Raw genomic sequence first — 22068 nt, forward strand, 5'->3', positions numbered from 1 at the left:
AACGCCAACGCCCAGCGACACACTAGCGTGACGCTGGGCGGCGAGCGTTATCCCAGCGTGGCGGGTTAGGCGGCCACCGTGGCGGCCTCGGGCGCCGGTTCCAGCGCCTGGGACACGATCTCGGCGACGTCGGTCATGGGCCGCACATCCAGCGCCTCGAGCACCTCGGCCGGCACGTCGTCGAGATCCGGCTCGTTGCGCGCGGGGATGAAAACAGTTGACAATCCTGCACGTTGGGCCGCCAACAGCTTCTGCTTGACGCCACCGATGGGCAGCACCCGGCCGTTCAGCGTGACCTCGCCGGTCATGCCGACGTCCGAGCGGACCTGACGTCCGGTCGCCATCGACACCAGCGCGGTCACCATGGTGACCCCGGCCGACGGGCCGTCCTTGGGCACCGCACCGGCCGGCACGTGCACGTGGATGCGCCGGTCCAGCGCCGTGGGGTCTTTCTTAGTATCAATGCCCAGCTCAGCGGCGTGTGAGCGCACGTAGGACAGCGCGATCTGCGCCGACTCCTTCATCACGTCACCCAGCTGCCCGGTCAACTGCAGGCCCGGCTCGCCGTCGGTGGCGCCGGCCTCGATGTACAGCACGTCGCCGCCGAGACCTGTGACAGCCAGCCCGGTGGCCACGCCCGGCACCGCCGTGCGTTCCGCCGACTCCGGCATGAACCGCGGACGGCCCAGGTAATCAACCAGATCCGGCTCGTCGATGGTCAGCTGCGCCGGATCCTCGGCCAGCTTGGTGGTCGCCTTGCGCAGCGCCTTGGCCAGCAGCCGTTCGAACTGCCGCACACCCGGCTCGCGGGTGTAGTCGGCGGCGATCTTGCGCAACGCGGCGTCGGTCACCGCGACCTCGTCCTCGGTCAGCGCCGCTCGCTCCCGCTGCCGGGGCAGCAGGTAGTCCCGGGCGATGGCGACCTTGTCGTCCTCGGCGTAGCCGTCGATCTGCACCAACTCCATCCGGTCCAGCAGGGCCGACGGGATGTTCTCGATGACGTTGGCGGTGGCCAGGAACACCACGTCGGACAGGTCCAGGTCCAGGTCCAGGTAGTGGTCGCGGAACGTGTGGTTCTGTGCGGGGTCGAGCACCTCGAGCAGCGCCGCGCTCGGGTCGCCGCGATAGTCGGAACCGACCTTGTCGATTTCGTCCAGTAGCACGACGGGATTCATCGACCCCGCCTCGCCGATCGCGCGCACGATCCGGCCCGGCAACGCGCCCACGTAGGTGCGCCGATGCCCACGAATCTCGGCCTCGTCGCGCACGCCGCCCAGGGCGACGCGGACGAACTTGCGGCCCAACGCCCTGGCCACGCTCTCGCCCAGCGACGTCTTGCCGACGCCGGGGGGACCGGCCAGCACCATCACCGCGCCGGAGCCGCGGCCGCCGACCACCTGCAGCCCACGCTGGGCACGACGCGCCCGCACGGCCAGGTATTCGACAATGCGGTCCTTGACGTCGTCCAGCCCGTGGTGGTCGGCGTCCAGGATTTCCCGCGCGGCCTTCAGGTCCGTCGAGTCCTCGCTCTTGACGTTCCAGGGCAGGTCGAGCACGGTGTCCAGCCAGGTTCGGATCCAGCCGCTTTCCGGGCTCTGGTCGCTGGAGCGTTCCAGCTTGCCGACCTCGCGCAGCGCGGCCTCGCGCACTTTTTCGGGCAGCTCGGCCGCCTCGACGCGGGCGCGGTAGGCCGTGTCTTCGGGACCATCCGGTCCCAACTCGCCCAGCTCCTTGCGGATGGCGGCGAGCTGTTGGCGCAGCAGGAATTCTTTCTGCGTCTTCTCCATGCCCTCGCGCACGTCTTCGGCGATCTTGTCGCTCACCTCGACCTCGGCGAGGTGCTCGCTGGTCCAATCGATCAGCACGCGCAGCCGTTCGGCGACGTCGACGGTCTCCAGCAGTTGCCGCTTCTGCGCGTTGGTCACATAGGACGCGTAGCCCGAGGTGTCCGCCAGGGCCGACGGATCGGTCAGCCTGTTGACGTAGTCGATGATCTCCCAGGCTTCTCGCCGTTGCAGCATGGCCAGCAGGAGCTTTTTGTACTCCACCGCGAGCGCCTTGATTTCGTCGGTCGTCTCGGCCTCGGGGACCTCGGTCACCTCGACCCACAGCGCAGCACCCGGCCCGGACGCTCCCGCCCCGATCTGCGCCCTGCGCTCACCGCGCACCACCGCGGCCGTCCCGCCGCCGGCAATGCGTCCGACCTGCAGGATTTTTGCGATCACGCCGTGGGAGGGATACCGGTCCTCGAGCCGGGGGGCGATCAGCAGCTGCCCGGATTCGCTCGCCTGAGCGGCGTCGATCGCCGCGCGGGCGGCGTCGTCCAGCGCGATCGGCACCACCATTCCGGGCAACACGATGGTGTCAGTGACAAACAGCACCGGCACCGACTTGGCTTCAGCCATCAAATCCTCCAAAACTTGAGTCTGATGCGCTTAACCCAGCCGGGCGCCGGTTTGTTCCCTTCGCGCCTGTGTTCGCCGCGAGCGTGACGCCATCGTCACACTGGACGGCGAGTGTGACGCCGGCGTCACGCCGGAGGCTGAACGGGCCCCAGCCGCTTGAGTTGCGTCACGTGCCGGGGCGACAGCTCTTCCAGGCAGGTGACGCCGAGTAGCGCCATGGTCCGCAGAATCCCGTCCCGGAGGATGTCGATCGAGCGGCACACCCCCGCCTCGCCGCCGGCCATCAGCCCGTACAGGTAGGCCCGCCCGACCAGCGTGCAGCGGGCCCCCAGCGCGATCGCGGCGACGATGTCGGCGCCCGACATGATGCCCGTGTCCACCAAGATCTCGGTGTCTTTCCCAAGCTCACGCGCGACCGTCGGCAGCAGGTGAAACGGCACCGGGGCCCGGTCCAGCTGACGCCCGCCGTGATTGGACAGCACGATGCCGTCGACGCCGCGGTCGACGACGGAACGCGCGTCCTCGAGCGTCTGAATCCCTTTCACGACAAGCTTTCCGGGCCATTGCTCCTTGATCCACTCCAGGTCGTCGAAGGTGAGGCTGGGATCGAACATCGTGCTCAAATACTCGGCGACGGTGCCCGGCCAGCGATCCAGCGAGGCGAACGCCAGCGGCTCGGTGGTCAGCAGGTCGAACCACCACTTCGGGTGCGGCACGGCGTCCAGCACGGTGCGCAGCGTCAGCGTCGGCGGGATCGTCATGCCGTTGCGGTTATCCCGCAGCCGGGCACCGGAGACGGGAACGTCGACGGTGGCCAGCAGCGTGTCGAAACCCGCATCGGCGGCGCGCCGCACCAGCGCCATCGAGCGCTCGCGATCGCGCCACATGTAGAGCTGGAACCACTTTCGGCCCTGGGGAACGGCGGTCACCAGATCCTCGATCGCACAGGTGCCCAGTGTGGACAGTGAAAAGGGGATCCCTGCCCGGGCCGCCGCCTGCGCGCCGGCGATCTCGCCCTCGGTGTGCATCAAGCGGGTGAATCCGGTGGGCGCGATTCCGAACGGCAGCACGACCGGCTGGCCCAGCACGTTCCAGCCGGCGTTGACGTTGCTCACGTCGCGCAGGATCGTCGGGTGAAACTCGATGTCGCGGAAGGCTTGTCGAGCGCGCTCGAGGGAAAGCTCGTCCTCGGCGGCGCCGTCGGTGTAATCGAACGCCGCCCTCGGGGTGCGGCGCTTGGCGATTTTTCGCAGATCCTGGATCGTGTAGGCGGACTCGAGCCGGCGCCTGGTCGCGTCCAACCGCGGTCGCTTGAACTGAATCAGCGGCGCGAGATCGCGCACCTTGGGCACTCGTCGTTGGACCGCCATGTGTGCAACCGTAGTCACATGGCACCGGCGAGCGACCCCTTCGACCTCGAGCGGTTCGTCGACGCGCAGGCACCGGTGTACGGCGACGTGGTCGACGAGCTGCGCTCGGGACGAAAACGCAGTCACTGGATGTGGTTTGTCTTCCCGCAGCTGCGCGGCCTGGGCGGCAGCCCGACCGCGCTGCACTACGGCATCTCGTCGCTCGACGAGGCCCGCGCATACCTGCGGCATGAGCTGCTCGGGCCGCGCTTGCGCGAGTGCGCCCGGCTGGTCAGCGCGGTGCAGGGGCGATCGGTCGGGCAGATTTTCGGCTCCCCGGACGACCTCAAGCTGCGCTCGTCGATGACGCTGTTCGCCCGCGCCACCGACGACAACGAGGACTTCGTCGCGGTACTCGACAAGTACTACGACGGCCGCCAAGACTCGCTGACTCTGGAACGCCTAGGCCGGGCTTAAAATCCGCCAGCCGTGCGGTTCCACGACTAACGCGTCCACCACCTCCTGCGGCGGGGCCGCCGATCCGCCGACAACCTCTGCGCGGGACGTGCCCAGCTCCGGCAGCGACACACGCAGCGGCTGGTCGTCGATATTGAGCACCACCAGCAGGGCGTCGTCACCGTTGCGCGTCTCATAGACGTAGTGCCGGTTCTCCAGCAGCCGTGCGGTGACGGACGCCGCGTGCAGCCAGGGGTAGCGGCGACGCAGCCCGATCAGATACTGGTGCAACCGCCAGATCTCGACGCCGTCATCGTCCAATTGCAATGGGGGAGAGCTGAATTCGGGACGCACCGCGTCATCGCCGCCGTACCTCTCTTCCTTGACGCCCCGGAACCCCAGCTCGTCGCCGGCGTACACGCTGGGCACCCCGCCGGCGGTGAGCAACAGCACCAGCGCGTGGGCCACGTGTTCGGGGTTTTCCAGCCGGCTGGCGATGCGGGTGACGTCGTGGTTGCCGATGAACGTCAGCGGCGCGAATTCGGCCAGAAACTCGTTGTGGCGCTGCAGCGCCCAATCGAGTTCGAAGAAGTTGCGGTCGTTGATGCTGCTCCAGATCGCCTTCCACAGCTCGTATTGCGTGGCCGAGTCGAAGGTCGCGGCCCGCACGACCGCGGCGTAATCGCCGTGGATGAGTTCGCCGACGAACCAGGCGTCCGGGTGGCGCTCGCGGACCCTCGGCAGGGTCGACGCCCAGAAGTGTTGCGGCACGGCGTACGCCGCATCGAGGCGCCAGCCGTCGGCGCCGCGGCCCAGCCAGTGCGTCATGACGTCGACGGTGTAGTCGGCCACTTCGGGGTTGTCGTGGTTGAGGGTGATCAGTCCGGAGTGGCCCTCAAAGGTGTGGAAGCGGCCGCGCCGGCCGCGAAACCAGCGGGAGGCCACGTCATCGCCGTCGGCCGCAGCGCGAAGGCGGGCGAAGTCCTCCCCGACGTGATTGAACACCCCGTCGAGGAGCACGCGCAGGCCGCGCCGATGCGCCTCGGCGACCAGGTGGTCGAAATCGGCATCGTCACCCAGCCGGGGATCGATGCGGTAGTGGTCGGTGGTGTCGTAACCGTGTGTGCGCGAGGCGAAGACGGGCCCCAGCGCAATACCCGAGGCCCCAAGCTCGATGGCATGGTCCAACCAGTCGACGAGCCGCCGCAACCGGTGTTCGCTCGGCTGCGGCGGCTCGCCTGACTGCGGCGCGGGGAATGCCCCCACGAACCCCAGGGGATAGACCTGCCACCAGATCGCGTGCTGGACCCAGGCGGGTCCCGTCACGGCACTGGTCACGACGGCGCGGTCAGCCGACGGCTGCCAGCGTCTGGGAGGCGACGATCGCTTGTGCCACACCGGAAATGATCGCCGCGGCCTTCAACGCCTCCTGGATGGTTTCCCGGCTGACACCGGCCTCGCGCAGCGTGTGCTCGTGGGCGGCCACGCAGTCCGGGCAGCCGTTGATCGACGACACCGCGAAGGACCACAGCTCGAAGTTCACCTTCTCCACGCCGGGATTGGCGATGATGTTCATCCGCAATCCCGCGCGCAGGTCGTCGTACTTGCCGTCGAGGAAGCCGCGGCCACGGTAGAACACGTTGTTCATGCCCATGATCGATGCGGCTCCCAACGCCGCGTTGTATGCCTCGGCGGACAGGATGTCGGCCGCCTCGGCCCCAATCTCATTGAGCACCTGCGTGTTCCGGGTCGCTGCGGCGCTGGCCAGCAGGGTGCCCCACAGTTGCTCCTCGTTGAGCTCGGTCGTGCGTGTGATCGAGCCCAGGTTGAGCTTGAGATCCTTGGCGTACTCGGGCAGCGCTTCCTTGAGATTTTCTACGCTCACTTCGCCTCCTAATGAGACCCTATGCGATCAGGCCGACTGCTTGAGCAGCTCGGTGGCGTCCAGTGTCGGGTCACCCTTGCGCCAGTTGCAGGCGCACAACTCGTCGGACTGCAGCGCGTCGAGGACCCGCAGCACCTCTTCGACGTTGCGGCCCACCGAACCCGCGGTGACCGACACGAATTGGATCTCGTTGTTCGGGTCGACGAGGAAGGTCGCCCGGTCGGCCACGCCATCGGCGTTGAGCACACCGGTGCCCAGGCTCAGCTCCCGCTTGATGTCCGAAAGCATCGGGAACGGCAGCTTCTTCAAGTCCTCGTGCTGGGCGCGCCAGTTGAAGTGCACGAACTCGCTGTCGATCGAGACGCCCAGAACCTGCGCGTCGCGGTCGGCGAATTCGTCGTTGAGCTTTCCGAACGCGGCGATCTCGGTCGGGCACACGAAGGTGAAGTCCTTCGGCCAGAAGAACACCACCCGCCACTTGCCGGCATGGTCCTCGTTGGTGATCGTGGTGAAGTAGTCCCCAGGCTGCTTGGCGTCGACCTTGGACAGATCGCCTGCGATCAACGCAGTGAGCTCGTAGGCGGGGAACTGGTCGCCGATGGTCAGCAGAGGCATATCGCTCCTTATCTGGATTTACTCAAGATTAGATGTCTCCACCATGCTGCCTCGTACTCTTGTTGAAGTAAAGGTGATATTTCCCACTAGACTTATAGGCATGCCCGATAAGAGTTATCAGCCGACGATCGCCGGCCTGCGCGCGTTCGTCGCGGTCGCCGAGAAGCGTCAATTCAGCAGTGCTGCAACGGGTCTCGGTGTAAGCCAGTCGACTTTGTCGCAGGCGCTGGCGGCGCTGGAAGCCGGCCTGGGCACCCAGCTGGTCGAGCGCTCCACCCGGCGAGTCTTCTTGACAACGGAGGGCACCCAGCTGCTGTCGCGTGCTCAGGCGGTGGTCGAGGCGGCGGACGCCTTCAGCGCCGCCGCCGCCGGCTCGTCGGACCCGCTGCGCGCCGGTATGCGGCTGGGGCTGATTCCCACGGTGGCGCCCTATGTGCTGCCGACCGTGCTGGCCGGGGTCGCCGAGCGGCTGCCGGAGTTGACGTTGCGGGTGACCGAAGACCAGACCGAACGTTTGCTGGCCGTCTTGCGGGAAGGTGCATTAGACGCGGCCTTGATCGCGCTGCCCGCCGAAGGCGCAGGTGTCACCGCGATTCCCATCTACGACGAAGATTTCGTGCTCGCCCTGCCGCCCGCGCATCCGCTGGCGGGCAGACGGCGCGTGCCGGCGACGGCGCTGGCGGATCTGCCGCTGCTGTTGCTGGACGAGGGGCACTGCCTGCGCGATCAAGCGCTCGACGTCTGCCATAAGGCGGGCGTGCGCGCGGAGCTCGCCGATACCCGGGCGGCGTCACTGGCAACCGCGGTGCAATGCGTGACCGGCGGTTTGGGCGTGACGCTCATTCCACAGAGCGCGGTGCCGGTCGAGGCGTCGAGAAGCCGGCTGGGCCTCGCGCAGTTCGCCGCGCCCCGACCGGGACGCCGGATCGGTTTGGTTTTCCGCTCATCGAGCGGGCGCGATGAATCCTATCGCCGGCTGGCCGGGCTCATCGGCACGCTGATCAGCAAGCAGCACCAGGTACGGCTGGTCAAATAGCTCAGCGGCGACGGTAAGTTCTGCGTATGGAGAAGGTCATCGCAGTGCTGATGCATGCCGAGCCGAATGACGCGTGGTGCGCCCGGCAACGGGGTCATGTCGCCGACGCACTGCTGCAACTGGGCGTCGCCGGGTTACAGCTGAACGTTCGTGACAGCGCCGTGCGCCACTCGCTGATGACATTGACGACCTTGGACCCACCCGTGGCCGCGGTGGTGAGCATGTGGACCCAGCAATGCTACGGCGACCAAACCGCGGCGGCACTCAAATTCCTCGGCCAGGAATGCGAACGGCTCGCCGCGTACCTGGTGACCGAGTCGGTCCCGATCATCGCCCCGCCATCCGAACCCGGCACTCGCACAACAGGTTTGGCCAACATCGCACTGCTGCGCCGGCCCGACGGTATGGACCAGGCGACCTGGCTGGACCGTTGGCAGCGTGACCACACGTCGGTCGCCATCGAAACGCAGTCGACGTTCGGCTACACGCAGAACTGGGTGGTGCGGTCCCTCACCCCGGACGCTCCGGGAATCGCGGGCATCGTCGAGGAGTTGTTCCCTGCTGAGGCCATCACCGACCTCCACGCTTTCTTCGGAGCCGCCGATGACAACGACCTGCAGGACCGGTTGGGCCGAATGGTCGCCAGCACCAGCGCCTTTGGCGCCAACGAGAACATCGACACCGTCCCGACCAGCCGGTACGTCTTCGCCACGCCGTTCAATCAATGAGGTACTCAAATGACGACACTGAGCGACGCCGTGGCCCTGGCCGCGGCGGAAAATGGTCTGGCGGTGGTATCCACCGTCCGCGCTGACGCAACGGTGCAGGCTTCGCTGGTCAATGTGGGCCTGTTGCCGCATCCGGCGAATCGTCAACCGGTGCTGGGCTTTACCACCTACGGCCGGGTCAAGCTGGCCAACCTGCGCGCCCGCCCGCAGCTGGCCATCACCTTCCGCAACGGATGGCAGTGGGCGACCGTCGAGGGTCATGCGGAGCTGGTCGGCCCCGACGACACCCAGCCATGGCTGGCGGACGCCGATCAGTTGCGGCTGTTGCTGCGCGACGTGTTCACCGCCGCGGGCGGCACCCACGACGACTGGGACGAGTACGACCGGGTGATGGCTTCCGAGGGTCGCGCCGTGGTGCTGATCGCCCCAACCCGCGTCTACAGCAACGGCTGAGCTGGTTAGGCTGCTGGCGTGACGCTGCAGATCGATGACGAGAAACGGGTACGCACCCTCACGCTGAACCGGCCGGAGGCGCTCAACGCGTTCAACGAAGCCCTCTACGACGCCACGGCCGAGGCGCTGCTGGCGGCCGCCGAGGATCCCGAGGTCGCGGTCGTGTTGCTGACCGGCGCGGGTCGTGGCTTCAGCGCCGGTACCGACCTCGCCGAGATGCAGGCTCGTATCACCGGCCCCGACTTCACCCCGGGAAAGCACGGCTTCATCGGGCTGATCAATGCGCTCAGCGCGTTTCCCAAGCCGCTGATCTGCGCGGTGAACGGCGTGGGCGTGGGGATCGGCGCCACGATCCTGGGTTACGCCGATCTGGCGTTCATGTCGTCGACGGCCCGCCTGAAGTGCCCGTTCACCAGCCTGGGCGTGGCGCCCGAGGCGGCTTCGTCGTACCTCCTGCCCCAACTGGTGGGCCGGCAGAACGCGGCTTGGCTGCTGATGTCGTCGGAATGGGTGGGTGCCGAAGAGGCATTGCGGATGGGCCTGGTGTGGCGGGTCTGCGAGCCGGACGAGCTGTTGGCGCAGGCCCGTCAGCACGCCGAAGTCCTTGCCTCGCGCCCGATCTCGAGCCTGATGGCCGTCAAGCACACGATGATGGAACCCGTTCGTCCCGAGATCGCGGCGGCCACCGCCCGCGAAAACGCACACTTCGCCGAACTCATGGGCGCACAAGCCAATGCGGCGGCCCTGGCCGACTTCAACAAACGCTGAAGCGGCCCCTAGACCGACTGGGCCGTTTCGAGCTTCGCCGAGGCGGCGAGAATGGCCCGCAACGTGCGCCGGCAGCGACCGCAATCACCGCCGGCCCCGCACGCGGCGGCGATTTCCTTGGAGGTCGAGGCGCCCTGTGCGACGACGTCGCACACGGTTTGGTTGGTGGCCCCAACGCAAAGGCACACGTACATCAGCGCACCTCCTGCACTCGGCGTCTTCGTCGTCGAAAGCTCGATCACGCGTCTGCGATTCGTCCGGCTCTGGCGTTCCGAGTCATCGGGCACCGCGGCCGGGGAGGCCGAATACACATGTCGCGTATTTAGTGGAGTCTAACCTAAGTTCGTTAGTGGAGTCTAACCTAACCAAGGCGCGACTTACCGCGCTCGGGAGCCACTGAGTGCAGCCAAACCTTGCTGGAACATTCCCAGCCGCCATGGCAAAGTGCAGCTACGGGCCAGGTTCGCGCACTCCAGCCCAGCGCGCCGCCGCGGCCGCACTCAACAGCCGCTCACACCATAGGAGTGACAATGCAAGGGGATCCGGAAGTTCTGCGTCTGCTCAACGAACAGTTGACCAGCGAGCTCACCGCGATCAACCAATACTTCCTGCATTCCAAGATGCAGGACAACTGGGGGTTCACCGAGTTAGCTGAGCACACCCGCGCCGAGTCCTTCGACGAGATGCGCCACGCCGAGTCGATCACCGATCGCATCCTGCTGCTCGACGGGTTGCCGAATTACCAGCGCCTTTTCTCGCTGCGCATCGGCCAGACGCTGCGCGAGCAGTTCGAGGCCGACCTGGCCATCGAATACGAGGTGATGGAGCGTCTCAAGCCGGCGATCATCCTGTGCCGGGAGAAGCAGGACTCCACCACCGCGAACCTCTTCGAGGAGATCGTGGCCGACGAGGAAAAGCACATCGACTACCTCGAGACCCAGCTGGAGCTGATGGACAAGCTGGGCGTGGAGCTGTACTCGGCGCAGTGCGTGTCGCGGCCCCCCAGCTGACCCGGCCGGAAGGTAACGTCCGGGGGGTATGACGAGCTCGAGGGCAGCGACCCAAACTCGGCCAGCCTCCGGTGCCGCATCCAGTGGCGAGCTGATCAGCCCGCAACGACGCAACCTGATCTTCATCGCGATCGTGCTCGGCATGCTGCTCGCAGCGCTGGACCAGACGATCGTTGCGACCGCACTACCGACCATCGTCGCCAACCTGGGCGACGCCGGCCATCAGTCCTGGGTCGTCACCAGCTATCTGCTCGCGTCGACCATCGTCACGGCGCTGGTCGGCAAGCTGGGCGACGTGTTCGGCCGCAAACGCGTATTCCAGACCGCCGTAATCTTTTTCGTCGTCGGCTCGATACTGTGCGGCCTGGCCCAGTCGATGGCCATGCTGGTGGGGGCGCGGGCCCTGCAAGGGATCGGCGGTGGCGCGATCACCGTCACGGCCAGCGCGCTGATCGGCGAGGTCGTTCCCCTGCGGGAACGGGGCCGATACCAGGGCATCCTCGGGGCGGTCTTCGGCGTCACCACCGTCATCGGTCCGCTGCTCGGCGGCTACTTCACCGACTACCTGAGCTGGCGGTGGGCCTTCTGGGTCAACGTGCCGATCTCGGTCGTTGTGATCTTCGTTGCCGCGGCAGCGATTCCCGCACTCACCGCGTCCGCCAAACCGGCGATCGACTACGCCGGGATAACGTTCGTGGGCCTCGGCGCCGCGGGCCTGACGCTGGCGACCAGTTGGGGCGGCACCCTGTACCCGTGGGGATCGCCGGTGATCATCGGCCTGTTCGTCGGCGCCGCGGTGGCACTCGGCGTTTTTGTGGCGGTGGAACGTCGCGCCGCCGAGCCGATCCTGCCGATTCGGCTGTTCGCCAGCCCGGTGTTCACCGTGTGCTGCGTGCTGTCCTTCGTGGTGGGCTTCGCGATGCTGGGCGCCATGACCTTCCTGCCGACCTATATGCAATACGTCAACGGCGTTTCGGCAACCACTTCGGGTCTGCGCACCCTGCCCATGGTGCTCGGCATGCTGGTCACCTCGACCGGCAGCGGCACCATCGTCGGCCGGACCGGCCGCTACAAGATCTTCCCGGTGGCCGGCACCGCCCTGATGGCCCTGGCGTTCTTGCTGATGTCGCGGATGCAGCCGTCCACGTCCGCCTTGATCCAGTCGCTGTACCTGGTGATCCTGGGCGCCGGCATCGGATTGTCCATGCAGGTGCTGATCCTCATCGTGCAGAACACCTCGAACTTCGAAGACCTCGGTGTTGCCACATCGGGCGTGACATTCTTCCGCACCATCGGAAGTTCGTTCGGCGCAGCCATTTTCGGCTCGCTGTTCGTGAACTTCCTCAACCGCCGAATCGGCCCGGCGCTAGCGGCCAGCGGCGCGCCGCCCAGCGCGGTGAGTTCGCCGGGGGCCCTGCACCGGCAGCCGCACGACGTGGCCGCGCCCATAGTGGCGGCCTACGCCGAGTCGCTCACCCAGGTGTTCTTCTGGGCGGCGCCGGTCGCCGTGGTCGGCTTTGTGCTGGCGTTGTTCCTGCGCGAAATACCGCTCCGCGATATCCACGACAGCACAGTCGATCTCGGCGATGCATTCGGGATGCCGACCACCGAGACACCCGACCAGATGCTGGAGAACGCGATCGCACGGATGTTGCGCGGCGAAACCGGTATGCGCTTGCGCAGCATCGCGATGCGACCCGATTGCCGGCTCGACGTTGCCGGACTGTGGGGGGTCTTGCGGATCAATCGCTACACGCAGATGTACGGGACTGCCCGGCTCACCGACATGGCCGACTACCTCCGGATCCCGTTCGAGGTGCTCGAGCCCACCTTCGCGCGGCTGGTGGCCAACGGTTACGCGCAGCGCGACGGCGAGCAGATGTGGCTCACCCCGGCCGGGGGGCAACAGGTCGCCTACGTGCACTCCCTGCTGTTGGCCTGGCTCGTCGACAAGCTCGCCCGGTCACCGGGCTTCGAGGGCCGCCCGGACCGCCGCACCGTCGAGGCCGCGCTGGATCGCGTCGCGCATCGAGTTCTGGCCCAACGTGATTGGCATGACGAGCAGCCAACCTTGGCAATCCCGGCGGCCGCTCGCTAGCCGATTGCCGATGCGCATTGGCCGACATGCCCGATCCGGGTGGTGGCGCGGGCGTACCATCACGCCATGAGCCGAATCGGAACATTTGCTGACGACGACCTGGCCGGCTGGTTTGCGAAGTCTCCCGACATCGGCGGCGCGCTGGGCGGCTTCAGCCAGGCGGTCTACACCAAGAACCGACTGCCACTACGCACGCGCGAACTGGCCCGCGCCGTGATCGCCCACCGCAACGAATGCGTCGTCTGCGTCAACACCCGCGATGAGGACGGGCCCGCCGCGGGCGTCGACGAGGAGTTGTACGAGCACGTCCACGAATGGCGCACCTGGCCCGGCTACAGCGAACAGGAGCGGCTGGCCGCCGAGTTCGCCGACCGCTTCGCCACCGAGCACACCGCCCTGCGCGACGACGAAGACTTCTGGAGCCGGTGCGCCGAACACTTCTCCGACGAGTTGCTCGCCGACCTGGCGCTGTCCTGCGCGCTGTGGGTCGGCATGGGTCGAGTGCTGCGGACCCTGGACATCGGTCAGGCCTGCAAGCTGACCATCCCCAGCCGCGGCTAGCCTCCCGCTCGCCGATCCGGGCAGCTGGCGGTGTCGCGCGCCGCGGGCACAAATGGCGGTGCGGTGATGTTGCGGTGTGGGTGAGAGAACTCAGAGGGAGGCGCCGGTGAAGATTCGCTTCGGCGTCGGGTTGGGTGCCGACACCGCGCCGGACCAACTTGCCCCAATCGTCGATCATCTCGAGGCCAACGGTGCGGACTCGCTGTGGTTTTCCGAACTCGTGTATTCCCCGGCGGTCGATCCCGTGGTCGGCATGGCGTATGCGCTCGCGCGCACGAACCGGTTGAAAGTGGGCACGTCGGTGGCCGTGCTTCCCGGGCGGCATCCGGTGCTGGTAGCCAAACAGTTGGCGTCCTTGGCAGCCATCGCGCCCAAGCGGGTCCTGCCCGTCTTCGGCCTGCGCTCGGCGATACCGGCCGAACGCGAGCTGTTCGCGGTCCCCGACGGTGAGCGCGCGGCGGTGTTCGACGAGTCGCTGCGGCTGCTGCGCGCGGCACTGATCGAGGAGTCGGCATCGTTCACCGGCCGATACTTCAGCGTCACGGACGTGGCCGTCGCCCCCAGACCTACACCGCCACTGGACATCTGGGTGGGGGGTTCGGCGCCGGCGGCATTTCGACGCATCGGCGCGCTGGGCGACGGCTGGCTGGGTAGCTTCCTCACCCCGGCGGAGGCGCGGGCCGGGCGCGAAGCGATCGAACGGGCCGCCGCGCAGGCCGGCCGCAGCATCGAGCCCGACCACTTCGGCATCTCGTTGGCGGTGCTGGACGGGGCCGAGGGGGAGTTGCCCACCGAGTTGGCCGTGGCGGTACGGCGGCGCCGCCCCGACCGTGACCCCGGCGAGCTGATCGCCGCCGGGTGGGATCAGCTGCACCGACAACTCGATGCCTACATCGAGGCGGGATTGACGAAATTCGTCATCCGGCCGGTGGGTCAAGCGCCAGTGGATGGCTTCCTCGACCGGTTCGTCACCGAACTCGTCGGCCGGCAGAACTGACGGTGCCGCTGAGGCCGTTTGCCGTACCGGGGCAGCTCGAGCCTGCAGAATGGCTGCCATGACCGGCACACCGCTTGCCGCCGCGACGATTGCCCAGCTGGAGGCCGAGGGCGTCGACACGGTCATCGGCACCGTCGTCAATCCCGCCGGGCTCACCCTGGCCAAGACCGTTCCGATCCGGCGGACCAACACATTCGCGGATCCCGGCCTGGGGGCCAGCCCGTCCTGGCACGCGTTCGCCATCGACCAGACCGGCATCGCCTTCACCCCGGATGTGGGCGTAGTGGGGGATCAACGCCTTCGCATCGATCTGTCCGCGTTGCGCATCGTCGCTGACGGTCTCGCGTGGGCGCCCGCCTCGTTTTTCGACCAGGACGGCACGCCGGTTCCCGCCTGCAGCCGGGGAACGTTGGGGCGGATCGAGGACACGCTCACCGAAGCCGGCATCGAGGCTTCGATCGGGCACGAGATCGAATTCCTTCTGGTCGGCCCCGACGGCGGGCGGCTGCCGTCGACGTTGTGGGCGCAGTACGGCCTGGCCGGCGTGCTGGAGCACGAAGCTTTCGTGCGCGACGTGATCGGCTCGGCGACGACGGCCGGCATCGCGATCGAACAGTTCCACTCCGAGTATGGCGCCAACCAGTTCGAAATCTCACTGTCACCCCAGCCCCCGGTGGCCGCGGCCGATCAGCTGATGCTGATGCGGCTCGTCATCGGCCGCGCGGCGCGCCGCTACGGGCTGCGCATCAGCTTGTCGCCCGCACCCTTCGCCGACGGCGTGGGATCCGGTGCTCACCAACACTTTTCGCTGACGACACCGGAAGGTCCCTTGTTCTCCGACGGTGCCGGAGCCCGGGGCATGACGGCGGCGGGGGAGAGCGCGATAGCGGGCGTGGTTCGCGGTCTCCCGGAAGCCCAAGGCGTACTGTGCGGGTCGATCGTCTCCGGCTTGCGGATGCGGCCCGGCAACTGGGCCGGCGCCTATGCGTGCTGGGGCACCGAAAATCGGGAGGCTGCGGTGCGTTTCGTCACCGGCGGGCCCGGGAGTCCGCGCGGCGGCAACGTCGAGGTGAAAATCGTCGATCCGTCGGCGAACCCATACCTGGCCTCGGCGGCCATCCTCGGCCTGGCGCTGGACGGAATCAAGTGCCAGGCGACGCTGCCGCCGGAGATCACGATCGACCCGTCGGCGCTGTCCGATTCCGACCGCGAGCGCGACGGTATCGTGTTGCTGACCGACGACCAGGCCGAAGCGATTGCGGCGCTTGATGGTTCAGAGACGATGCGCCGCATTCTGGGCGATCCGGCGGTCGACATGGTGGTCGCGGTTCGCCGCCTGGAACAGGAGCGCTACGGCAACCTGGACCCCGGCGGAATGGCGGACAAATTCCGCATGGCCTGGAGCCTGTGACGGCACTCTATGGTCTCCGACACCCGCGACCTGGCCCAACACATCGGCGAAGTGGCGCTGATCGATCAGCATGTCCACGGCTGCTGGTCGGCGCCCGGAGACCGGCAGCGATTCGAGAACGCGCTCAACGAGGCCAACAGCGAACCCATCACCCATTCGGGTTTCGACTCACAACTGGGGTTCGCGGTCCGCGCGCATTGCGCCCCCGTCCTGGGGCTGCCGAAACACGCCGATCCGCAGGCCTACTGGGAGCGTCGCCGCCAGTTTGACGAAAACGACCTGAACCGGCTGTTCTTGACGGCCGCCGGGGTGAGCGACTGGTTGGTGGACACCGGGATCGGCGGCACTGGTGTCGCCGGAGTCGCGGATATGGCTCGGCTGTCCGGCAACCGAGTGCACGAGGTCGTTCGCCTCGAGGAGGTGGCCGAGCAGGCCGCGCAGCTGCCGGGTGACTATGCGACGGCGTTCGGGGACTTGCTGCGCCGGCGCGCGGCCGGCGCGGTCGGCACCAAATCGATTCTGGCCTACCGTGGCGGGTTCGACGGCGACCTGAGCGAACCGTCGACGACGGAGGTCGCCGAAGCGGCGGCCCGCTGGCGTGAGGGCGGCGGGACGCGGTTGCAGGACAGGGTCCTGTTGCGGTTCGGGTTGCACCAGGCGCTGCGGCTGGGCAAACCGCTGCAATTCCACGTCGGGTTCGGCGACCGTGACTGCGATCTGCACAAAGCCAATCCGCTTCTCCTGCTTGACTTTCTGCGGGGTACTGCGGACATCCCGATCGTGCTGTTGCACTGTTATCCCTATGAGCGCGAGGCGGGTTATCTTGCCCAGGCGTTCAACAACGTCTACGTCGACGGCGGATTGAGCGTCAACCATTTGGGGGCCCGGTCACGGGCGTTCCTTGCCCGATTGCTGGAGATGGCGCCCTTTTCCAAAATCCTCTATTCGTCGGACGGTTTCGGTCCGGCGGAATTGCACTTCCTCGGTACGGTCTTGTGGCGCAGGGGCGTCGAGCGGTTGCTGCGCGAATTTGTGGACCGTGACGACTGGAGCGAGCCAGACGCTATCCGGGTGGTCGACCTGATCGCCCGGGAGAACGCCGCCCGCATCTACGACCTCGGGTGAACTCACCACCCGAAGAATTTCACGATTTCGCATGTAGTTAATCGGTCGGGCGCCTAAGCTTCGATCGACGAATCGGGCAACGTCACCAAATTGATGATGGAAAAGGGAGGTTTGGGCAGGTGTTGTCCCGTGCTGCGTTGTTCGCCGCAGCCGTCGTCATTGCCGGCGCCGCCATGGCGCCATCGACCTACGCGTCACCCAGTGGCGGTTGCTACACCGCCAGTTCTGGTGACTGCGTGCCGTATCCGCAGCAGATGTAGCTAAGCCTTTTCGCGGTCTGTGCCGAGGAATCGCCGAAATGGTCTATGAGGGGTGATCATGCCGGCGTTCCACGGCACCGCGCATCGAACGGACGCCTTCCGTTGCCGATCAGGGCCTGCGCCCTCCCGCGAAATGAACCATCCCGCGTTTGATGCGCACCTCCTTCCTTGGGAAGGTGCATGTCATGCCGAGCAAGTACGACCCGCAGACGCGGGCCAAGGCGGTCCGTCTGGTGTTGGAGCACCGTGCTGACTACCCAAGTGAGTGGGCGGCGATCACGGCGGTGTCCAAGCGGTTGGGGATGACGGCCGAGACGCTGCGTAGTTGGATCCGTCAGCAGCAGGTCGACGACGGTGATCGTGACGGTGTCTCCTCGGCGGCGGCCGCTGAGATCCGCGCCCTCAAGCGGCGCAACGCCGAGCTCGAGCAGACGATCGAAATCCTCAAGGCGGCAACGTCTTTCTTCGTGCGGGAGAGCGACCCGCGCAACCGCCGCTGACCAGTTCGGTCTGCGAGTTCATCGCCAAACACAGGCACCGCTTCGGGGTCGCTCCGATCTGCCGCGTGCTCACCGAGCACGGTGTGCCGATCGCCCCACGCACCTTCTACGCCTGGGTCAAGCGGGCACCGTCGAAGCGAGCCCTGTGGGACGCCACCATCAGCGAGGTCTTGGCCGGCTACTACGAACCCGATGAGCACGGCCGGCGCAAGCCCGAGTCGCTGTACGGGTCGGTGAAGATGTGGGCACATCTGCAGCGCAAAGGCATCCCGGTGGCGAAGTCCACGGTGGAACGCCTGATGCGCCGAAACGGGTGGCAGGGCGTACGCCGCCAGAAGGCCGTGCGCACCACGATCGCCGACCCGGCGGCGGTGAGGCCACCGGATCTGGTGGATCGCCAGTTCGGGGTGGGCGCACCCAACCAGCTGCTCGTTGCGGACTTCACCTACGTCAAGCTCGTCACGGGGGTGTTCGTCTACGTCGCATTCGTCATCGACGCCTACGCCGGGGCGATCGTGGGATGGGAGGCCTGCGCCTCCAAGCAGACCCAGTTCGTCGAATCGGCGATCCGTCAGGCCGTCGCATTGCGGTCGCGTCAGGGTCACCCGATCGAGGACGCCATCCACCACAGCGACGCAGGATCGCAGTACACCAGCGTGAGATTCGGTGAAACACTTGCCCTTTCGGGCATCCGACCCTCGGTCGGCAGTGTCGGCGATGCCTATGACAATGCTCTGGCCGAGACCACGATCGGACTCTACAAGACTGAGTGCATCCGGCCTGATTCCCCGTTCCGTCGCGGGCCGCTCACCACGGTCGGTGACGTCGAGTACATCACCGCCGACTACGTCGCCTGGTTTGGATATGCGGGTAATCCTCGGCGTGTCTTTCGTGGTGCTGCGGGGCTGGCGCGGATGCTGTGGGCGGGAGGTTGCCATGTTCATGCCGTGCCTGGTTCGACCGCCCGACGGGGGGGTTCCGCAGTTGGGGCATCGGCTGCTCGACGAGTACCTCCAGATGGTTGCCGCCCGGGCGCGACCGAACACGGTGCTGGCCTCAGCGTTCGACCTGAAGGTGTTCTTCTCGGTAGTGGGCAAGTCGCCCGAAGACGTCGTCGGCGAGGACGTGTTGTCATTCATCCGGGAGCAGCGTCAGCCCCGCCGTGGCGCGGAGGTGGTGCGGATTGAGGACGGTGAGGCGGGGCTGTCGGCGCGCACGATCAAGCGGCGGCTGGCCTCGGTCACCGGGCTGTTTGAGTATCTGATCGTTCGTGGTGTTGTCGCGAGAAATCCGGTGCCGCAAGGGTTGTCGACGCGGACTCCGAGCCGCGCGGTGCGTGGGGTGCCGTTGATCCGCACTCCGCGCACCCTGCCGCGGGTGATCGACCCGGATGAGGCCGACGCCTTGATGCGGGCGCTGCGCACCCACCGGGATCGGGCGATGGTACAGGCGATGCTGCTCGGCGGCTTGCGTCGGTGCGAGGTGCTCGGGCTGCGGCTGCGCGATGTGCATCCTGGCGAGAAGCGGTTGTTCATCGCCGACGGTAAGGGCGGACATCAGCGGATCGTGCCGGTGTCACCGCGCTTTTTCGCTACCCTGGCCAGCTACCTGGATCTGGAGCGCCCGGCCACCGCGTCGACCGATCATGTGTTCGTCGTGCTGAAGGGCCAACGTCGGGGTCGGGCGCTCAGCGCGGCCGGCTTGGACGAGATCGTCGCCGGTGCCCGAGGTCGCGCCGGCATCGAGCATCTGACCTGTCATCAACTGCGGCACACCTGTTTCACCCGGCTGCGTGAGGCCGGGATGGCGCTGGAGGCGATCCAGGCCCAGGCCGGGCACCGCTCGATCGAATCCACCCGCATCTACCTGCATTTGGCCAACGACTGGCTCGCCGGCGAATACCGGCGCGCGGTCGAGGCGATCGACGCACAAGCGATGCAGGCACCGTGATACCCGCACCACAACAGTCGGTGGCCGCAGATGACGCCTCGCTCATCGAGGACTACCTGGCCGCGATGCGGGCTGCCGGGCGCAAGACCGGCCGATCTACAGTTCAGGCTGCGCAAACGTGCCAGGCCAAGATCCGCCGGGCCGGCGGATGGGGTGGCCTCACCGCCGAGCAGCAGATTGACGCGGTCGCCAAAGCACCCTCGTTCACCTCGTGGTTGATGGTCACCAGCCGCATCACTGTGGATGCCGAACTGCTTAGCCAAACCGATCTGCGGCCAGGACTCCCGGCACGCCAGTTCTGCGCCACCGACTATCACTGGTTCAGCGAAAGTTGTTCCCGGATCGGTGTCTCGGCAAGGGACTCTGCGGCGCAGTGGAACATCTTGGCGAAGATCACCGCGATCACCGGTGTGTCACCGGGCGCGATCACCGGCGAACATTTCGACGCCGCCCGCGTCGCGATGACCACCGCCTACGCCCGCCGGGGCAAGCCCACCGCGGGCCAGAACGTGGCCGCGGTCTTTCACCGTTTGCGGCTGACGCTCTTCCATGCCGGCCGGATCCCCACGCTGCGCCCGCCGCCAGCGCGGCAACCCGTCTCGGTGACCGGATGGGCAGCCGTCACACCGGGTTTCGCGGCTACCGCCCGCCGCTATGTGGAGCAAGTCACGTTGAGTCTGCGCCCGAGCACCGTCAAGAGCATCGAACACGACCTGCGCCAGTTCGGCACCTGGCTCGCGCACACCTATCCCGATGTGGCGTCCTGTGCTGATCTTGAGCGCACGCACATCGAGGCGTTCAAACGATGGTTGTCGACGCATCCCACACCGAGCACGGGCAAACCGCTTAACCGGGTCAGCATCAAGAACGCCCTGATCAACCTGCACTGCTTTCTCACCCGTACCGCCGAGTGGGGCTACCCGAACTCGCCGATCCGGCCGCTGATGTTTCCCGGGGACTTGCCCATCATCGACAAGCCGCTGCCACGCTTCCTCGACGACGCCGCCGCGACGAAGCTGTTGCGCTCCGCGCGTGCGGACCCGGACCCGTTGTCCCGGTTGATCATCGAATTGTTGGCCCGCACCGGAATCCGCCGCAGCGAACTGCTCGCCCTGACTGTGGACGCGGTCGTGCAGATCGGATCCGCCTACTGGCTACGGATCCCGATCGGCAAGCTGCACAACGACCGCTATATCCCCTTGCACCCACAGCTGAAGGACCTGCTCGACGACTGGATCAGCCATCACCGACCCAGCGGTCTGCGCACCGATCGCCTTTTGCTCGAACACAATCGACCGATCAGCTCCCACCGCATCACCGCCGCGTTGCGTCGCGCTTCCGAAACAGCCGGCATCGACAACGTCACCGCCCATCAGCTGCGTCACACCTTGGCTACCCAAGCGGTGAACCGTGGCATGAGCCTCGACGCGATCGCAGCTCTGCTCGGACACAAAACCTTAGCCATGACAATGATTTACGCGCGAATCGCCGACAAGACCGTCGCCGAGGAGTACTTCGCCGTCACCGAGAAGGTAGAAGCACTCTACGGCCAACCCCACCAGCTCGCCAGCGATGACGAAGGCTGCGAAATGCGCAAGCTCCGCACCGAGATGCACCGCCGCATGCTGGGCAACGGCTACTGCGCACGCCCAGTCGAGATGGACTGCCACTTCGAATCGATCTGCGAATCCTGCAGCTTCTTCGTCACCACCATCGAGTTCCGGCCCACCCTGCAACGCCAGCGTGACGATGCCGCTCGCAAGGGCCAGGTCGGCCGTCAGAAGGTCTTCGATGGCCTCCTCAACCGCCTCGACACCACCGCGTCGTGACCGCCGCCCTTGACACGATCACCCGCATAAGTACAACCAGCAGCGCCTCATGCACCGCCTCGGCCGAGTCCCACCCGCCGAAGCCGAAGCCCAGTACTATTCCCAACACGTGACCGACCAACCGGCCGGCTCACAGAACCCCGAGGGTGCATGAAACCCGGGATGCTTCAAAAAGCCCTGTCAGACCAGCGCTGAGGCGTCGAACACCCAGCTAGTGTCCCCATTTGCCAAGCCCTCGAAGTGGTTCGGGGGAGCGAAGGCCACCAGGCTGTTCATGTCCCAGTAGTCCTTCCAGACCGTGATCTTGCCGTCGACGACTTTGTGGACCGTCACGAACCGCAGCACCCCCTGCTCGCCCGTGGCGAATGTCCATGTCTCGGAGTGCTCGTAGAGCACCTCGGAGCCGTTGGACACCAGCACGCCGGTGTGGTTCTCGTAACCGGCCAACTGTTCGAGGCCCATCTTCAGGCGTTTGACGATGTCCTCCGGGCCGCGCGCCGACAAGGCCGGAACGGGCATGTCGACATAGAGGCAGTCATCGGACAGGAAGGTCTTGATCGCTTCCCAATCCCGCTGCGAAAGGGCCTGCCACAACCCACGCACGACGTCGTCGACCGCAATCATAGACACCT

Annotated in this window: 21 protein-coding genes and 2 pseudogenes; 16 read left to right on the forward strand and 7 right to left on the reverse strand. The window is 66.7% G+C overall.

What is annotated here, in order from left to right; translation table 11 throughout:
* Positions 1-65 precede the first annotated feature (65 nt).
* Together lon and G6N50_RS05980 are read right to left on the reverse strand one after the other, a co-directional pair.
* Positions 66-2405, reverse strand: coding sequence for an endopeptidase La (lon, locus tag G6N50_RS05975; protein WP_179970096.1), 2340 nt, complete (start codon positions 2403-2405; stop codon positions 66-68).
* Between the two features lie 125 nt (positions 2406-2530).
* Positions 2531-3775, reverse strand: a complete 1245-nt coding sequence (locus tag G6N50_RS05980; RefSeq protein WP_083096599.1) for an alpha-hydroxy acid oxidase — start codon at positions 3773-3775, stop codon at positions 2531-2533.
* 18 nt (positions 3776-3793) lie between these two features.
* Between G6N50_RS05980 and G6N50_RS05985 the strand changes: the two genes are divergently transcribed.
* Complete coding sequence (locus G6N50_RS05985) at positions 3794-4231, forward strand: DUF1810 domain-containing protein (protein ID WP_083096601.1); 438 nt, start codon at positions 3794-3796, stop codon at positions 4229-4231.
* Here the strand turns inward: G6N50_RS05985 and G6N50_RS05990 are convergent.
* Genes G6N50_RS05990 through G6N50_RS06000 form a run of 3 tightly spaced genes read right to left on the reverse strand, consistent with a single transcriptional unit; the run spans position 4217 to position 6710 of the window.
* The gene (locus G6N50_RS05990) at positions 4217-5548 is read right to left on the reverse strand and encodes an alpha-amylase family glycosyl hydrolase (RefSeq protein WP_083096604.1); all 1332 of its coding nucleotides are present in this window, start codon (positions 5546-5548) and stop codon (positions 4217-4219) included. The genes G6N50_RS05985 and G6N50_RS05990 overlap by 15 nt on opposite strands.
* Positions 5549-5558: 10 nt before the next feature.
* Positions 5559-6095 (reverse strand): alkyl hydroperoxide reductase, encoded by a 537-nt coding sequence (locus tag G6N50_RS05995; protein WP_083096606.1) that lies wholly within the window; start codon positions 6093-6095, stop codon positions 5559-5561.
* Positions 6096-6122: 27 nt separating this feature from the next.
* Positions 6123-6710, reverse strand: a complete 588-nt coding sequence (locus tag G6N50_RS06000; RefSeq protein ID WP_083096609.1) for a peroxiredoxin — start codon at positions 6708-6710, stop codon at positions 6123-6125.
* Positions 6711-6810: 100 nt separating this feature from the next.
* Between G6N50_RS06000 and G6N50_RS06005 the strand changes: the two genes are divergently transcribed.
* From G6N50_RS06005 to G6N50_RS06020, 4 genes are read left to right on the forward strand one after another with little or no spacing between them, the layout of a single operon-like run.
* Positions 6811-7746, forward strand: a complete 936-nt coding sequence (locus tag G6N50_RS06005; RefSeq protein WP_083096611.1) for a hydrogen peroxide-inducible genes activator — start codon at positions 6811-6813, stop codon at positions 7744-7746.
* Between the two features lie 26 nt (positions 7747-7772).
* Positions 7773-8474: an EthD domain-containing protein gene (locus G6N50_RS06010; protein ID WP_083096613.1), complete on the forward strand. Its 702-nt coding sequence runs from the start codon at positions 7773-7775 to the stop codon at positions 8472-8474.
* A 9-nt stretch (positions 8475-8483) separates the two neighbouring features.
* Entirely contained in the window at positions 8484-8927 is a 444-nt protein-coding gene (locus tag G6N50_RS06015; protein ID WP_083096615.1) for a TIGR03618 family F420-dependent PPOX class oxidoreductase, read from the forward strand.
* A gap of 18 nt (positions 8928-8945) precedes the next feature.
* The gene (locus tag G6N50_RS06020; protein WP_083096617.1) at positions 8946-9695 is read left to right on the forward strand and encodes an enoyl-CoA hydratase/isomerase family protein; all 750 of its coding nucleotides are present in this window, start codon (positions 8946-8948) and stop codon (positions 9693-9695) included.
* Between the two features lie 8 nt (positions 9696-9703).
* Here G6N50_RS06020 and G6N50_RS06025 read toward each other — a convergent pair whose 3' ends face one another.
* Entirely contained in the window at positions 9704-9889 is a 186-nt protein-coding gene (locus G6N50_RS06025; protein WP_083096620.1) for a (2Fe-2S)-binding protein, read from the reverse strand.
* A 336-nt stretch (positions 9890-10225) separates the two neighbouring features.
* Between G6N50_RS06025 and bfr the strand changes: the two genes are divergently transcribed.
* The 11 genes and pseudogenes from bfr to G6N50_RS30025 form a co-directional block, all read left to right on the forward strand.
* Positions 10226-10705: a bacterioferritin gene (gene bfr, locus G6N50_RS06030; RefSeq protein ID WP_067834820.1), complete on the forward strand. Its 480-nt coding sequence runs from the start codon at positions 10226-10228 to the stop codon at positions 10703-10705.
* A gap of 28 nt (positions 10706-10733) precedes the next feature.
* Positions 10734-12803, forward strand: a complete 2070-nt coding sequence (locus G6N50_RS06035) for an MDR family MFS transporter (RefSeq protein WP_083096622.1) — start codon at positions 10734-10736, stop codon at positions 12801-12803.
* A 66-nt stretch (positions 12804-12869) separates the two neighbouring features.
* Positions 12870-13364 (forward strand): carboxymuconolactone decarboxylase family protein, encoded by a 495-nt coding sequence (locus tag G6N50_RS06040; RefSeq protein ID WP_083096642.1) that lies wholly within the window; start codon positions 12870-12872, stop codon positions 13362-13364.
* Positions 13365-13470: 106 nt separating this feature from the next.
* Entirely contained in the window at positions 13471-14361 is an 891-nt protein-coding gene (locus G6N50_RS06045) for a TIGR03854 family LLM class F420-dependent oxidoreductase (RefSeq protein ID WP_083096625.1), read from the forward strand.
* A gap of 58 nt (positions 14362-14419) precedes the next feature.
* Positions 14420-15772 carry a type I glutamate--ammonia ligase gene (locus G6N50_RS06050; RefSeq protein WP_083096645.1) on the forward strand — a complete coding sequence of 451 codons (1353 nt, stop codon included), beginning with the start codon at positions 14420-14422 and terminating at the stop codon, positions 15770-15772.
* A gap of 9 nt (positions 15773-15781) precedes the next feature.
* Entirely contained in the window at positions 15782-16897 is a 1116-nt protein-coding gene (locus tag G6N50_RS06055; protein WP_083096627.1) for an amidohydrolase family protein, read from the forward strand.
* 119 nt (positions 16898-17016) lie between these two features.
* Positions 17017-17157, forward strand: a complete 141-nt coding sequence (locus tag G6N50_RS06060) for a hypothetical protein (RefSeq protein WP_158086089.1) — start codon at positions 17017-17019, stop codon at positions 17155-17157.
* A gap of 185 nt (positions 17158-17342) precedes the next feature.
* A pseudogene (locus tag G6N50_RS06065) lies at positions 17343-18517 on the forward strand (IS3 family transposase); the annotation flags it as partial.
* Positions 18518-18746: 229 nt separating this feature from the next.
* The gene (locus tag G6N50_RS06070; RefSeq protein ID WP_232068892.1) at positions 18747-19607 is read left to right on the forward strand and encodes a tyrosine-type recombinase/integrase; all 861 of its coding nucleotides are present in this window, start codon (positions 18747-18749) and stop codon (positions 19605-19607) included.
* Positions 19608-19627: 20 nt separating this feature from the next.
* Entirely contained in the window at positions 19628-21436 is a 1809-nt protein-coding gene (locus tag G6N50_RS06075) for a tyrosine-type recombinase/integrase (protein WP_232068893.1), read from the forward strand.
* 16 nt (positions 21437-21452) lie between these two features.
* Positions 21453-21590, forward strand: a pseudogene (locus G6N50_RS30025) (IS3-like element ISMysp3 family transposase); the annotation flags it as partial.
* A 26-nt stretch (positions 21591-21616) separates the two neighbouring features.
* On the opposite strand, the gene G6N50_RS06080 reads toward G6N50_RS30025, so the two are convergent.
* Complete coding sequence (locus G6N50_RS06080; RefSeq protein WP_083100029.1) at positions 21617-22060, reverse strand: nuclear transport factor 2 family protein; 444 nt, start codon at positions 22058-22060, stop codon at positions 21617-21619.
* Positions 22061-22068 lie beyond the last annotated feature (8 nt).

Source organism: Mycobacterium mantenii, assembly GCF_010731775.1.
Classification (GTDB): domain Bacteria; phylum Actinomycetota; class Actinomycetes; order Mycobacteriales; family Mycobacteriaceae; genus Mycobacterium; species Mycobacterium mantenii.